The 13,573-nt window shown below is 51.3% G+C and carries 11 protein-coding genes; 7 read left to right on the top strand and 4 right to left on the bottom strand.

Annotation, left to right across the window (positions count from 1 at the left end; all coding sequences use genetic code 11):
- Window positions 1-24 precede the first annotated feature (24 nt).
- Genes BZG81_RS07100 through BZG81_RS07090 form a run of 3 tightly spaced genes read left to right on the top strand, consistent with a single transcriptional unit; the run spans window position 25 to window position 2,371 of the window.
- Window positions 25-993 carry a virulence factor BrkB family protein gene (locus BZG81_RS07100; RefSeq protein WP_077677055.1) on the top strand — a complete coding sequence of 323 codons (969 nt, stop codon included), beginning with the start codon at window positions 25-27 and terminating at the stop codon, window positions 991-993.
- Window positions 965-1,399 carry a D-aminoacyl-tRNA deacylase gene (gene dtd / locus BZG81_RS07095; protein WP_077661382.1) on the top strand — a complete coding sequence of 145 codons (435 nt, stop codon included), beginning with the start codon at window positions 965-967 and terminating at the stop codon, window positions 1,397-1,399. Before BZG81_RS07100 ends, dtd begins: the two co-directional genes overlap by 29 nt.
- Window positions 1,400-1,426: 27 nt before the next feature.
- Window positions 1,427-2,371 carry a bifunctional GNAT family N-acetyltransferase/hotdog fold thioesterase gene (locus BZG81_RS07090; RefSeq protein ID WP_077647230.1) on the top strand — a complete coding sequence of 315 codons (945 nt, stop codon included), beginning with the start codon at window positions 1,427-1,429 and terminating at the stop codon, window positions 2,369-2,371.
- Here the strand turns inward: BZG81_RS07090 and BZG81_RS07085 are convergent.
- The 4 genes from BZG81_RS07085 to hslR form a co-directional block, all read right to left on the bottom strand.
- Window positions 2,368-4,209, bottom strand: coding sequence for an AsmA family protein (locus BZG81_RS07085; RefSeq protein WP_077677054.1), 1,842 nt, complete (start codon window positions 4,207-4,209; stop codon window positions 2,368-2,370). The genes BZG81_RS07090 and BZG81_RS07085 overlap by 4 nt on opposite strands.
- A 132-nt stretch (window positions 4,210-4,341) precedes the next feature.
- Entirely contained in the window at window positions 4,342-5,970 is a 1,629-nt protein-coding gene (gene pckA / locus BZG81_RS07080; RefSeq protein WP_021022572.1) for a phosphoenolpyruvate carboxykinase (ATP), read from the bottom strand.
- Between the two features lie 321 nt (window positions 5,971-6,291).
- Window positions 6,292-7,167 carry an Hsp33 family molecular chaperone HslO gene (gene hslO / locus BZG81_RS07075; RefSeq protein ID WP_077677053.1) on the bottom strand — a complete coding sequence of 292 codons (876 nt, stop codon included), beginning with the start codon at window positions 7,165-7,167 and terminating at the stop codon, window positions 6,292-6,294.
- 35 nt (window positions 7,168-7,202) lie between these two features.
- Window positions 7,203-7,607 carry a ribosome-associated heat shock protein Hsp15 gene (gene hslR, locus BZG81_RS07070; protein ID WP_077677052.1) on the bottom strand — a complete coding sequence of 135 codons (405 nt, stop codon included), beginning with the start codon at window positions 7,605-7,607 and terminating at the stop codon, window positions 7,203-7,205.
- 287 nt (window positions 7,608-7,894) lie between these two features.
- On the opposite strand from hslR, the gene gspC reads away from it, so the two are divergent.
- The 4 genes from gspC to gspF all read left to right on the top strand — a co-directional run bounded on the left by gspC (window position 7,895) and on the right by gspF (window position 13,573).
- The gene (gspC, locus tag BZG81_RS07065) at window positions 7,895-8,764 is read left to right on the top strand and encodes a type II secretion system protein GspC (protein ID WP_158011832.1); all 870 of its coding nucleotides are present in this window, start codon (window positions 7,895-7,897) and stop codon (window positions 8,762-8,764) included.
- A 71-nt stretch (window positions 8,765-8,835) separates the two neighbouring features.
- The gene (gspD, locus tag BZG81_RS07060; RefSeq protein ID WP_077677075.1) at window positions 8,836-10,815 is read left to right on the top strand and encodes a type II secretion system secretin GspD; all 1,980 of its coding nucleotides are present in this window, start codon (window positions 8,836-8,838) and stop codon (window positions 10,813-10,815) included.
- The gene (gene gspE / locus BZG81_RS07055) at window positions 10,812-12,338 is read left to right on the top strand and encodes a type II secretion system ATPase GspE (RefSeq protein WP_077577223.1); all 1,527 of its coding nucleotides are present in this window, start codon (window positions 10,812-10,814) and stop codon (window positions 12,336-12,338) included. The genes gspD and gspE overlap by 4 nt, the downstream gene beginning before the upstream one ends.
- A complete protein-coding gene (gspF, locus tag BZG81_RS07050) occupies window positions 12,338-13,573 on the top strand; it encodes a type II secretion system inner membrane protein GspF (RefSeq protein ID WP_077577222.1) in 1,236 nt (411 codons plus the stop codon). The genes gspE and gspF overlap by 1 nt, the downstream gene beginning before the upstream one ends.

Below are 13,573 nucleotides of genomic sequence, written 5' to 3'. Positions count from 1 at the left end.
CGGGCACAAGATAAAGGTGGAAGGATGCGCATAATTGGGACGCTAAATCAGAAAACGTGGCGTGACAGCCGTAATTGGTTGAAAGCGATGCTCACGCATTTGTGGCAGCGTATGGGCGAAGACAGGCTCACGGTGAGTGCCGGTTATATGGCGTATGTCACGCTGCTTTCTTTGGTCCCCTTAGTCACTGTCGTGTTGTCTGCTTTTTCGAGTTTCCCGGGATTTTCTCAAGTGGGTGATACCTTACAAACATTTGTGATCAATAATTTTGTTCCCGCCGCCGGTGAGGTAGTGGCACGCTATCTCAACCAATTTGTTGCTAACGCCGGTAAGATGACCGCTGTTGGGGTCAGTTTTTTGTTTGTGGTCGCGATTATGCTGATCTCGGCGATCGACAAAAGTTTGAACCACACGTTTAAAATTCAGACCAAACGGCCGATGATGATTGCGTTCTCAATCTATTGGATGGTGCTCACGTTAGGGCCTATTTTGATTGGTACTAGCATCGCGCTGAGCTCTTACTTAACGTCTTTGTCGTTATTACAAACAGGGCTGGCGAATGATTTGTTTACCACCTTACTCCGAATCCTGCCTTTTCTTTTAACCACGCTCACCTTTATGGGGTTGTATACCCTGGTACCTAACACTCGCGTGCGCCTTCGCCATGCCTTGGTCGGTGCGGCTGTGGCGAGTGTGCTATTTGAGCTAAGTAAAAAAGTATTCGCGCTATATGTTGCCCACTTTCCCTCGTATCAATTAATTTACGGCGCCCTGGCCGTGGTGCCCATTCTGTTTGTGTGGGTGTATTTTAGCTGGTGTATTGTATTATTCGGCGCACAAGTTACCGCGACTTTAAGAGAGTCGGAGGCTTGGTGGCCAAGTGGCACCTCGCCAGCGGTTAACAATCAGTCAGCCGGTTTGGCTGAGCCATCCCATCCTTTAATCAATCAAGCGGAGGCGCCTTATGATTGCCCTAATTCAACGCGTGAGTGAAGCCAATGTCACTGTCGACGGTGAGATCCTCGGTGCGATAGGGAAAGGGCTGGTGGTGCTTCTGGGCGTCGAAAAGGGCGACACCGATGCGGATGCCGCGAAACTGGCGCATAAAGTCAGAGGTTATCGTGTGTTTGAAGACGATAATGGCAAAATGAATCTTAATGTGTCGCAGCACGGCGGTGAATTGTTGGTGATATCGCAGTTTACCCTGGCTGCCGACACAAAAAAGGGAATGCGTCCGAGCTTCTCGGGGGCATCGCCTGATGAGGCAGAACGTTTGTACACGGTATTTTGTCAGGATTGCCAGCGTGCAGGGTTAAAAACGCAAACGGGTCAATTCGCCGCCGACATGAAAGTAAGCCTCGTTAATGATGGTCCTGTGACTTTCTGGCTTCAGGTATAACCACGCGCCTCACAAGGAGAGACAGGCATGTTTAGAATCGTTACCCCGCGCACAGAGCAAGAGCTAGCGCGTTATTATGACTTTCGTTATCGGATGTTAAGAGAGCCATGGCATGCGCCGCGTGGTTCAGAGCGCGATGCGTATGATGTTAATGCGTGCCATCGTATGATCGTAGACAGTGATGACGCGCCGGTCGCGATTGGACGCTTGTACTTAACCCCAGACAATGACGGCCAAATCCGATATATGGCGGTGTCACCAGATTATCGTAATCGTGGTTTAGGCGCCTTAGTGCTCATGGCGTTAGAGTCGTTGGCGCGGGAAGAGGGCGCTAAGCGTCTGGTGTGCAGTGCGCGTGAAGAGGCGGTGAGCTTTTATGCGCAACACGATTTCCTCCGTCAGGGCGATCTGAGTGACGAGCGAGGACCGATACGTCATCAGCAGATGGTTAAACCCTTGGATCCGTTATCGGATGTGGTTCGCCGTCCCGAGTGGTGCACCGAGCTTCAGCAGCGTTGGCAAGCACACATTCCGATTAGCGACAAAATGGGAGTCAAAATTAGCCAGTTCACTGGCTACAGCTTTGAAGTGAGCGCCAATTTAAACGCCAATTTAAACCCTCGCCAAACCATGTTTGCGGGCAGTATTTTCAGCCTTGCGACGTTAACCGGTTGGGGCATGGTATGGCTATTGATGAAAGAGCGCCAACTCAGCGCGGATATTGTCCTAGCGGATAGCCATATTCGCTACCGTCGTCCGGTTGCAGAACGGCCCCGGGCGAGTGTGTCACTCGATAACCTTAGTGGCGAGCTCGATCGATTAGAAAACGGACGCCGTGCCCGTGTGACGTTAGAAGTCGATTTTTTCAGTGGTGATGAAAAAGCCGGTGTGTTTACCGGCACCTATGTCCTGCTCCCCTCGGATGATGGCGCTACCGCACAACCTGCTCCACAGTTGACTTTGTTACGCTAACGAATGCGTGGGGCGTCCGTGCGATAAATCGGCCACTGGATGGATAAGCGTGTCTCGCCTTGCAGTGCGCCGGTCAGTTGACCGCGATCAGCATCAATGGATAAAGTCTCAAACGGGAAAGTCTGTTGTTTGTCCTTCTTGGGGCTTGGCGGTTGCAGCCAAGCGCTTATTTGTGTGGCCCAATTTGTGTCTGAGTCTGCATGGGTTTTTGCATCTAAGAAGGTGATATCCATCTCGCCATTGAGCCCCACATTGAAGCTTTCTCGATCCGCTGCCAGCCCTGACCACTTTGCCTCAATATCATGAAACCCTGTTAGGGGTAGGGGCCAATCAAACCAGTCTTGATAAACAGAGAGCGGAATTTGTAACCCATCCACAAGCAGTGACCATGGTTGACTGGGGGCGCTTAAATCCCAGGCGCCCGATACAGCCAGTTGGCCATCAGGGAAGCCCAGCAATAACTGCTGGAGGGTTAATTTCCCTTGATCGGCATCGAGGCGCAAATAGGGCTCAGCCAGCCAATGCTGATTGATGCTGGCGTGGCTTGCGCTGGCGGTTAAACTGCCATCGGTTAAGCGCCATTGTTTGAACGGGGATAGCTGCAATGCGCGTCCATTAACATCAATGCCACTGATTTTGATAGGAAACTGCGGCGATAAGGCCAGCCATTGATTATGTTTCAGTGATACGTCGTCAATGAACAGTGTCTCTGGCCACTCCGGGAGTGCCGCCATCAGCGGAGAAAGCACTGAGTGACTGAGTGTCAGGTTATTGGCTTGTAGCTTATCAATCTGCCAATGACGCTTAGAAAAGTGCCCGGATAGCCCGACAAATCCTTCTTGCCATTGACTGGTCAACTGATGGATCACCCAGCTTTCGCCGTGACGTTCAATATCCCCAAGCGGTTGATCCCAAGTCTGCGTGTGCCAGCGGATATAGTCAGCGTTGAATGATGCACGCAGCTTAGGCTGTTGCCACCAAGGCGTCTTTGGCGCAATGGTGATGTGCTCGGCCGATAAGGTGAGGCCATTCACCGAAAACTGTTCGGTTTCGGCACTGAGTTGGCGAATATCAGTACGGTCGATGGTTAACGTGGTTGTGTGGGGCCATTGCAATAAGGCGTTGGACACGCGTTGATACGTGTCTTCCCCGTCGATAATGACATCGCTCAGGGTTAACTGGGTTAAGGCGAGCGCACCTGGCTGCCAATGGCCTTGGGCGCTGATCGCGGCACCTTGCCACTCAAAAGACACGCCGCGGAATTGCCAACCGTTAGGCGCTGGTGTGGCATCGACTAAAAGTCGGGAGGCTTGTAGCCCATGCCAGTCGACTTGTTTGGCCTCCCATTGCGCGCGGCCGCGAACTGATCCTAAGGGGGCTTGTCCTTTGTGCCAATCATTGAGCTGAGCGCTGACTTGCTGCGCTTGCCAGCCTTGTCCTTGCAGGGAAAGATCATTAAAAAGGACACGACCAATGGTAAGCGTCGCCGGTAGCATATCGAGAGACGTTATGGCCCGATCGGTCAGGTCAAGGCTTAGACCGTCAATCCTTACCCATTGCAGGTGAGACCATCGCTCGACAGAGAACTGTACACGCGCCGTATTGGCCTGCCAGTGTTGATGGCCATATTGGTAATTCGGTTGCGTCAGAGTGAGGTGAAGCGGGCGTTGCCAGTGATAGTCCACCTGTTCTGCCGTTAAGGTGCCTGGCAGTATAGGGGTGATAAGGGCAGTGAAAACCTGGGTGGCGTGTCGCGTATGGAGCAACACAAAAATCACTGACAGTGAGATTATGATTAGGATAAAAAAGCTGGCAAAGAGTTTGGCCAGGATGCGCATGAATGAATCCTATCAGGCAACGAGTAGCAGTAAGATTGGCGCAAAAGTTGCCAAACTTCAACCAGTCGACCAGTCAACCAGTCACCCTGAGGAATAGCGCCCCATATCGCATCAGCAATATGGGGCTAGGGGTTAGTCTAACTGTGGACCTGCAGCGACCAAGGCTGCGCCTTCTTCGGTATCTGTGTATTTATCGAAGTTATCGATAAAGCGTGTGGCCAGGTCTTTCGCTTTGCTTTCCCATTGCAGCGGGTCAACATAGGTATCACGCGGGTCAAGAATGCCGTCGCTCACTTCGTCTAGCGAGACAGGAACTTCCAAATTAAAGATTGGAATTACCTTGGTGTCGGCTTTTTCGATCGAGCCGTCTAAAATCGCGTCGATGATCGCGCGGGTATCTTTGATGGATATCCGCTTGCCTGAGCCATTCCAGCCTGTATTGACCAGATAGGCTTCAGTCCCTGCCGCCTCCATGCGCTTGACCAATACTTCCGCATACTTGGTGGGGTGCAAGGTCAAAAATGCCGCGCCAAAGGCCGCTGAGAAAGCAGGCGTGGGTTCAGTAATGCCGCGCTCGGTACCTGCTAACTTCGCGGTAAAACCAGATAAGAAATGGTACTTGGTTTGTTCAGGCGTCAATTTAGACACCGGTGGAAGTATGCCGAATGCATCCGCAGACAAGAAAATCACCTTGTTGGCATGACCGCCTTTTGAGACCGGCTTCACAATATTATCGATATGATAAATGGGGTATGACACGCGGGTGTTTTCTGTCTTCGAATTATCGTCAAAATCGATGCGGCCGTCGCCACGGACGGTGACGTTTTCTAATAACGCATCACGGCGGATGGCGTTATAGATATCTGGCTCAGCCTCTTTAGATAACTTGATGGTTTTGGCATAGCAGCCCCCTTCAAAGTTAAAGACGCCCTGATCGTCCCAACCATGTTCATCGTCACCGATAAGCTGGCGCTTAGGATCGGTGGAGAGTGTGGTTTTCCCGGTTCCAGATAGCCCGAAGAAGATGGCAACGTCGCCATCTTTGCCCATGTTGGCGGAGCAATGCATCGATGCGACATCTTGCAACGGCAAGAAGTAGTTCATCATCGCGAACATGCCTTTTTTCATTTCACCGCCATACCAAGTACCGCCAATAAGCTGCATCCGTTCGGTGAGGTTGAAAACGGTAAAGTTTTCTGAGTTTAGGCCGTGTTCACGCCATTGGTTGTTCACGCATTTGGCACCATTCATCACCACAAAGTCGGGCTCGAAATCTTTAAGCTCTTCCTCGGTTGGACGAATAAACATATTTTTGACGAAGTGCGCCTGCCAAGCCACTTCGGTGATCACGCGAATACGTAATCGTGTGTTGGGGTTGGCACCGCAATAGCCATCAACGACAAACAGGCGTTTATTAGAGAGTTGTTGTGTGACCAGTGCCTTGAGATCATTCCATACCGCTTGATCGATCGGTTTATTATCGTTTTTGCCTTGATCCGACCACCACAGGGTATCGCGCGTGGTGTCATCACGAACAATGTACTTATCTTTGGGAGAACGGCCGGTAAAAATACCCGTGTCTACCGACACCGCGCCGAGTTCGGTCACTACGCCTTTCTCGTAGCCTTCCAGCCCAGGTTTGGTTTCTTCTTCGAACAACTGCTCATATGAGGGGTTACGGATGACTTCTTTGACATTTTCCAGACCATAACGGGAAAGATCGATGTCAGCGACCTCAGATTCGACGTTCAGGACAGTCATAGGTGCTCCTTGAGGTAAGATGGTGTTAACTGTCTTTGTGCTAGCAACCTGAAATATAGATTCAGGAACTGACTCCATAGATGACGACAGACTGGGGTTATTGTGATTGTAGGGTACGGACCACCAGCTGCCATGTCATAGACATGGTAACGCTTAGTTAAACGTTTGCGCTACCCAAAGACCTATTATTGTTTGTACAAAAATAACGCGCAGAAAAATGTGAGTTAAGTCGGGAAGGAATAAGAAAAAAGCCAGCGTTGTGCTGGCTTTTGAGCTTGGTCAAGCTTATTTACTTCGAAGCGCTAAAAATGTAGCACGTGGTTATTGCATTTGAGAGGAGGAGCTGGCGTTTTGCTCAAAAATTGCCGCCACATCAACGCTATCGAACGCATAGTCAGTGCCACAGTAATCACAGTGCAAATGGATCGTACCCATTTCCGCGACCATTTTGTCGACTTCACTGCGCTCAATCGCGGCAATAGCACCGGCACTGCGTTCACGGGAGCAACTGCATTTAAACACCACATCTTGTGCCGGATACAGGGTGACTTTCTCTTGATGGTACAGACGGTATAAGACATCTTTGGCGCTGAGGCTGAAAAGTTCATCATTTTTAATCGTTTCAGTCAGCTGGGCAAGGTGATCAAAGTCGCCTTCGTCGCCTTTATCGTCAGGCAACACTTGCAACATCATACCGGCCGCATGCGGCTTGCCGTCAACCTCTCCCGTGCGTAACCAAAGACGGGTCATTAACTGCTCTGAGCGTGCGAAGTAATCTTCCAAGCAACCTTGTAAATGCTCCGACTCTAAGCCAACAATGCCTTGATAGCGCTCGCCATCGACAGGCTCAATGGTAATGACCAGTTGGCCCTTGCCCATCATTTCTGGCAAGGTCGCATCCTCTTTGACGTCACCTTTCACCCGCGCGGTGCCGCGCAGTTGCTGATGGTGATCACCATTAATGACCGCCAGCGACACAGGACCATCTCCCTGCAATTGCACCGTGATCGAGCCATTAAATTTGAGTGTTGCGGTAAGCAGGCTGGTGGCGGCCAACATTTCACCCAGTAAAGCATTCACCGGGGCTGGGAAGTTTTGATTCTCCAGGATGCGTTGATAGGTTTCGTCGAGCTTGACTAGCTCACCACGCACAGACACATCTTCGAATAGGTAACGGTGTAATTGATCGTTTGACATGCAATCTCTCTCCGGCAATGGCGCGACTTGCGGCCTTAGTCTATGCCTTGTTTAAACTTACGAATATCTCGGCGTTGCTTTTTATCCGGTCGTCCATCGGGACGTGGATTATGGGCATTTAAGCGACGCATTTCCGTCTCGTGCTCACGTTTCTTTAGGCTCGTGTCGGTTTCTTGATACAAGGTTTGCGCGATCGGCGCGCCTTGACGTTGCTCCGATAACGCTAAAACAGTGATGGTTCTTTCATCATGGCCTTGGCGCAAGCGTATCTCAGCCCCAACCTCGACCATTCTGCTTGGCTTGGCACGTTGACCATTGTAGTGCACCTTGCCCCCATCGATCATATTGCGAGCAATAGAGCGTGTTTTATAAAAGCGAGCGGCCCACAGCCATTTATCTAACCTGACCGCTGTCAAAGGTGCTGATTTGCTTTTTTTCATCCCTCAACTCCTGCGCAATCTGGATCGGCGACATTAGCATAAAATTTACTTTAGAGCAGTATCACAGCATCAGCGCTCATCCTCCCGTCATCGCTGCGACTTGGGTAAAATAAACACGCTATAAATGAAAAAGTCTCAAGATCACAATGTGTTTTTGCTAGTATGTCCAGCTTTTCGTAATCTAATCGTGGAATCTAATGGCGAAAAAGGCCATCAATAGGCATGTGGTGTCATTAATTGGTTTTAAAAGGATGATCCAGGCAGGAAGCCCTCAACGAACAATCTCGATGTCTGCACTGACACGCGGTCGGGTACTGCTGTGCCTAAACGGTGGGCTAGTACTAATACTGGCTTGGCTTATTGGGCGGCTGGTGTGGCATGTCTACACGCCTCCCGCGGCACCTATCTTGCCGTCGAGTAGTCAGGTTGTGACGAGCCAAGTCGCCAGTAAGGGGGCCTTTTCATTGGCGCCCGCGATTAATGCCCAGTTATTTGGTCGATTCCAAGCTTCCGCGCAACAGCGCCAGCAGTCGGTTAGCCAAGTGCCTGAGACCCGTTTACAGCTTACTTTAGTCGGCGTGGTGGCTTCCAATCAGCCTGCTCGGGCATTAGCGGTGATTGCTAACGGTGGTCAACAAGCAACCTATGGTGTGGGTGAGCAAGTTAAAGGTACCCAGGTCAGTCTCGATCAAGTCTTGTCCGATCGCGTTATCCTTCGTCAAGGCACGCGTCGTGAAGCCTTGTTGATGCCGGGTGTGGAGGCCGACAGTACACCGCAAACCGTGTTCTCTTCTTCTGAGGGTAACCATACGCCCCCAAAGCCGACGCCAATCTCAAGGCAGACCAGCCCTGACTGGCCTGCCGACTTAGCGCGACAGCTTGCCAGCAATCCTCAGCGCTTATTTGATTATGTCCAGTTAGCGCAGGTCGGCGATGCCAAACAGTTAAAAGGTTTTCGTCTTACACCAGGAAAAAATCCGGTGTTATTTGAGCAATCGGGGTTACAGCCGGGTGATATCGCCGTCGCTATTAACGGTCTAACACTGAGCCGTTCGGTGGCGCTTCCCGATATTCTCAATCGCATTCAACAACAGGGCACGCTTGATTTAGTCGTCGAGCGACAAGGGCAGCAACATGACATTTCGATTCAACTATAAATTACCACAACCGCCCCGTGCGGCTTTAGGAGTGTGACGTGAACGTAAAGCAACGACTGATCCCCTATCTGATGGCCGCAAGTCTGCTTTTCTCTGGCCTACCGGCGGGAGCGGCAGAATTTAGTGCCTCGTTTAAAGGCACGAACATTCAAGAGTTTATCGAAATTGTAGGGCGCAACCTCGAGAAAACCATTATCGTTGATCCCTCGGTACGCGGCACCATTAATGTACGCAGTTACAATACGTTAGACGATGAACAGTACTACCAATTTTTCCTTAACGTGCTCGAAGTGTATGGCTTTGCGGTGGTTGAGATGGAAAATGGGATTGTTAAAGTTGTTCGCGACAAAGATGCGAAAACCTCGCCCGTTCCCGTGGTTGGAGAAGGCGATAACGTGGTCGGTGACGAAGTCGTGACGCGCGTGATTGCCGTAAAAAATGTCTCGGTGCGCGAGCTATCCCCTTTGTTGCGTCAGCTGATCAATAATGCGGGGGCAGGGAACGTGGTGCACTATGATCCTGCCAATGTCATTATGATTACCGGTCGTGCCGCGGTGGTGAATCGGCTCACTGATATTATTCAGCGCGTCGATCAAGCGGGCGATAAAAAAGTGGAAGTGGTCCGCCTTGACCACGCGTCAGCCGCGGAAATGGTACGGATTGTCGATACTTTAAATAAGCGAGACAACGCCAACACCCGCCCTGAGCTTTTAGAACCACGTATTGTTGCGGACGAGCGCCTGAATGCGGTGTTGGTTTCTGGCGAGCCCAAAGTCCGTGAGCGCGTGATTGAACTTATCCGACAACTCGACCAAGAAATGGCGACCACGGGCAACAGCCGGGTGATCTATCTGCGCTATGCGAAAGCGGAAGACGTCGTAGATGTATTACAAGGCGTCTCCGATAATCTGTTAAAAGAAAAAGAGAAGAAAAACCAACCGAGCGTAAATGATCAAGCGGTACAAATTTCCTCGCACCAAGGCACTAACTCGCTGGTGATCACCGCGCCACCTGATATTTTAAAAACCCTTGAGAGCGTGATTTCTCAGCTCGATATTCGCCGCGCACAAGTGTTGATTGAAGCGCTAATCGTCGAAATGTCGGAATCCGATGGGGCGAATCTCGGCGTACAGTGGGGCTCGCTTGAAAACGGTGGGATTCAGTTTAATAACACAGGTGTCGGCATTTCGAGTTACCTCGGTGGGCAGGAAGCCACCAAAGATAGAACGCGAACCGAGACACGCGTCATCGATGGTGAGGAAAAAACCGTTGAGATCACTGAATCGGGCGATTACTCCGCACTTAATGAAGTGTTAGGTGGGTTAAATGGCTTGGCTGCCGGCGTAGTCATGGGCGATTGGACCGCCTTGGTGACCGCGGTAGCGTCGAAAAACGAGTCGAATATTTTGTCGTCGCCCAATTTGATGGTGCTTGATAACCAAGAAGCCTCGTTTATTGTCGGTGAGGAAGTGCCGGTGATTACTGGTTCGCGGACAGGCTCAAATAACGATAACCCTTTCCAAACCGTTGAGCGTAAAGATGTGGGGATCAAGCTGAAAGTCACCCCGCAAATCAACGAAGGCTCCGCGGTGTTGCTCGATATTGAGCAAGAAGTCTCGAACGTGCTTGGCGCCAGTGGCGCGGTGGATGTGCGCTTTGGTAAACGTCAACTGAATACATCAGTGATGGTCGGTGACCAACAAATGATTGTATTAAGTGGCTTGATTGACGAACGTACGGTCGAAAGTGAATCCAAGGTGCCACTGTTGGGGGATATTCCCATTTTAGGGCACTTGTTTAAGTCGACCTCGACCGAAACCGAAAAGAAAAACCTGATGCTGTTTATTAAGCCGACCATTATTCGTACCGGTTTGACCGCAGACGGGGTGACTCAACGCAAATACAACTATATCCGCGCCGAGCAATTACAGCGCGCCCAAGATGGCGTTAAGCTGATGCCTGACGCTGAAAAACCGGTCCTGCCTGATTACAACAGCGAAGCGGTGATGCCGGCCGAAGTACGTATGCTACAAGCGGAGTTGGAAGGATGAGTGAGCGTGCTGCGGCGCTAGCGGCTGAACCGGTGACAACCTGGCAGTTACCCTTTGGCTTTGCGCGTCGTCACGGTGTGGTGGTCTTGGCCGATAACGACACCCCGCGTTTATTGTGTTTAGCGTCGGTAACACCGCAGACCTTGGTGGAGGTGCAACGTGTTCTGGGTACGGATATCGCCCCGGAATGGGTGTCGGATGCTGACTTTGAGCACCATCTAACTCGCCTTTATCAAAGAGACAGCGCCGATGCACAACAGCTAATGGCTGACATTGGTGCGGATGCCGACAGCGACGACTTTTTCTCGTTGGCCGAAGAGCTGCCGCAAAGTGAAGACTTGCTTGAATCGGAAGACGACGCGCCGATCATTAAGTTGATTAACGCCATGTTAGGCGAAGCGATTAAAGAAAGCGCGTCTGACATTCATATCGAAACCTTTGAGCATGCGTTATCGATCCGTTTTCGCGTTGACGGGGTGCTGCGTGACGTTCTATCCCCCAGCCGCAAGTTGGCCCCCTTATTAGTGTCTCGCGTCAAAGTGATGGCAAAACTGGATATTGCCGAAAAACGGGTCCCACAAGATGGGCGTATTTCGGTCCGTATTGGTGGGCGAGCGGTGGATGTGCGGGTGTCGACCATGCCCTCGTCTCACGGCGAACGTGTCGTCATGCGTTTGCTGGATAAGAACGCCGTCCAACTGGATCTCGCGCAGTTGGGCATGGTGCCCAGCTTGCACCAAGATTTTCGCGCACTGATTCACAAACCTCATGGTATTTTGCTCGTCACCGGTCCGACTGGGTCGGGGAAATCCACGACCTTGTATGCTGGATTACAAACCATTAACAGTGAGGATCGCAATATCCTCACCGTGGAAGATCCGATCGAATTTGATCTGGCGGGTATCGGTCAGACCCAAGTCAATCCAAAAGTCGATATGACCTTTGCGCGAGGGTTGCGCGCTATGTTGCGTCAAGATCCTGACGTGGTGATGGTGGGTGAAATTCGAGACTTAGAAACCGCACAAATCGCCGTACAAGCCTCACTGACCGGTCACTTAGTGATGTCGACACTGCACACCAACACGGCGATTGGCGCGGTGACACGCTTACGTGATATGGGCATTGAGCCTTTCTTGTTGTCCTCCTCGTTACTCGGCGTGCTGGCGCAGCGCTTGGTCCGCACCTTATGTCCACGGTGCCGTATCCCTTATCAAGCCGATAGCTCGCAGCAGCCGTTATTTGTCGAGCTAGGCTTGGCGAACCCCGGCGAGGCGATCACGCTCTATAAAGCGGATGGCTGTGAACACTGTCACCACAAGGGCTACCGAGGCCGAACCGGGATTCATGAATTGCTGACAGTCGACGAGAAGGTGCAAGCGCTGATCCATCATGATGCGGGCGAGCATGCGATAGAAGAAGCCGTGCGTGCGCAAAGTCCGAGTATTCGCTATGACGGCCTAACCAAAGTGCTGCAAGGGCAAACCACCCTTGAAGAAGTGATTCGTGTCACCAAGGAGGGCTAATGGGCGCATTTGACTATCAAGCGTTAGACGCGCGAGGGCGTAAGCGTAAAGGGGTGATTGAAGCCGATACTGCACGACAAGCGCGTCAGCAGCTGCGTGACAAAGGCTTTACCCCGCTCGACGTCAATGCAACGCGTCGTCAACGCGCCAACCAAAAGGCATCGGCGTCGCAGCCACTGTTCAGTCAACGAAACCGCGGTATTCGTACACAAGAGCTGTCGTTGATCACCCGCCAATTAGCGACCTTAATCGATGCCTCTATGCCACTTGAAGAGTGCTTAAAAGCAGTGGCAGAGCAAGCGGAAAAACCGCGAATAGGCAGCATGATGACCAGTGTTCGAGCGCGAGTGATGGAAGGGTACACCTTGGCTGATGCGTTAGCCGATTACCCACAGGTGTTTAATGAACTCTATCGAGCGATGATTGCTGCCGGTGAAAAAGCGGGGTATTTATCCACCGTATTATCACGCTTGGCTGATTATGTTGAGAACCGTCAGCGCATTCAGTCCACGTTGTTACAAGCCATGTTGTATCCCGCCATTCTCACCTTCTTTTCGGTGGTGATTGTCGCCTTTTTACTGGCCACCGTGGTGCCTGATATTGTCGGTCAATTTGTTCAAACCGGTCAGGCGCTGCCGGCATCCACCCAATTTCTATTGAACGCCAGTGATTTTATTACCGACTGGGGGGTTTGGGTGGTGAGCGCACTGATCCTTATCGGTGTCAGTATCCGAGCCTTGCTTAAGGATACGCAGCGACGCTTAGTGTGGGATAAAAAAATACTGTCCTTGCCGGTAATTGGCCGGGTGGCTCGCGGCCTGAATACATCCCGTTTTGCGCGTACCTTGGCAATATGCACGGCCAGTGCCATCCCGTTATTAGATGGGATGAAAGTCGCCGCGCAAGTGATGAGTAATCAATACGTCCGCATGCGCGTATTGGAAGCTGCGGATAAAGTGCGGGAAGGTGCCAGTTTGCGTGTTGCTTTGGATCAGTCACGCTTATTTCCTCCCATGATGCTGCACATGATTGCCAGTGGTGAACGCAGTGGTGATCTTGAGCCCATGCTCTCTCGTGCCGCGGATAACCAAGATAAAGATTTTGAAGCCCAAGTGAATGTGGCACTGGGTATATTCGGCCCGTTAATGATCGTATTAATGGCAGGGTTGGTGCTTTTTATTGTCGTGGCCACCTTGATGCCGATTATTGCTATGAACGATATGGTCGGGTTGTAA

Origin of the sequence: Salinivibrio sp. MA607 (assembly GCF_001996245.1) — a bacterium.
Lineage (GTDB): Bacteria > Pseudomonadota > Gammaproteobacteria > Enterobacterales > Vibrionaceae > Salinivibrio > Salinivibrio costicola.
The sequence above is the reverse complement of the archived record's forward strand: the minus strand, read 5'-3'. Positions and strand labels throughout refer to the sequence as shown.

Coding starts and splice junctions, on each gene's coding strand:
- dtd (WP_077661382.1), top strand. CDS start 965: ATGATTGCCCTAATTCAACGCGTGAGTGAAGCCAATGTCACTGTCGAC.
- gspC (WP_158011832.1), top strand. CDS start 7,895: ATGTCTGCACTGACACGCGGTCGGGTACTGCTGTGCCTAAACGGTGGG.
- BZG81_RS07100 (WP_077677055.1), top strand. CDS start 25: ATGCGCATAATTGGGACGCTAAATCAGAAAACGTGGCGTGACAGCCGT.
- gspD (WP_077677075.1), top strand. CDS start 8,836: ATGGCCGCAAGTCTGCTTTTCTCTGGCCTACCGGCGGGAGCGGCAGAA.
- BZG81_RS07090 (WP_077647230.1), top strand. CDS start 1,427: ATGTTTAGAATCGTTACCCCGCGCACAGAGCAAGAGCTAGCGCGTTAT.
- gspF (WP_077577222.1), top strand. CDS start 12,338: ATGGGCGCATTTGACTATCAAGCGTTAGACGCGCGAGGGCGTAAGCGT.
- hslR (WP_077677052.1), bottom strand. CDS start 7,607: ATGAAAAAAAGCAAATCAGCACCTTTGACAGCGGTCAGGTTAGATAAA.
- pckA (WP_021022572.1), bottom strand. CDS start 5,970: ATGACTGTCCTGAACGTCGAATCTGAGGTCGCTGACATCGATCTTTCC.
- BZG81_RS07085 (WP_077677054.1), bottom strand. CDS start 4,209: ATGCGCATCCTGGCCAAACTCTTTGCCAGCTTTTTTATCCTAATCATA.
- hslO (WP_077677053.1), bottom strand. CDS start 7,167: ATGTCAAACGATCAATTACACCGTTACCTATTCGAAGATGTGTCTGTG.
- gspE (WP_077577223.1), top strand. CDS start 10,812: ATGAGTGAGCGTGCTGCGGCGCTAGCGGCTGAACCGGTGACAACCTGG.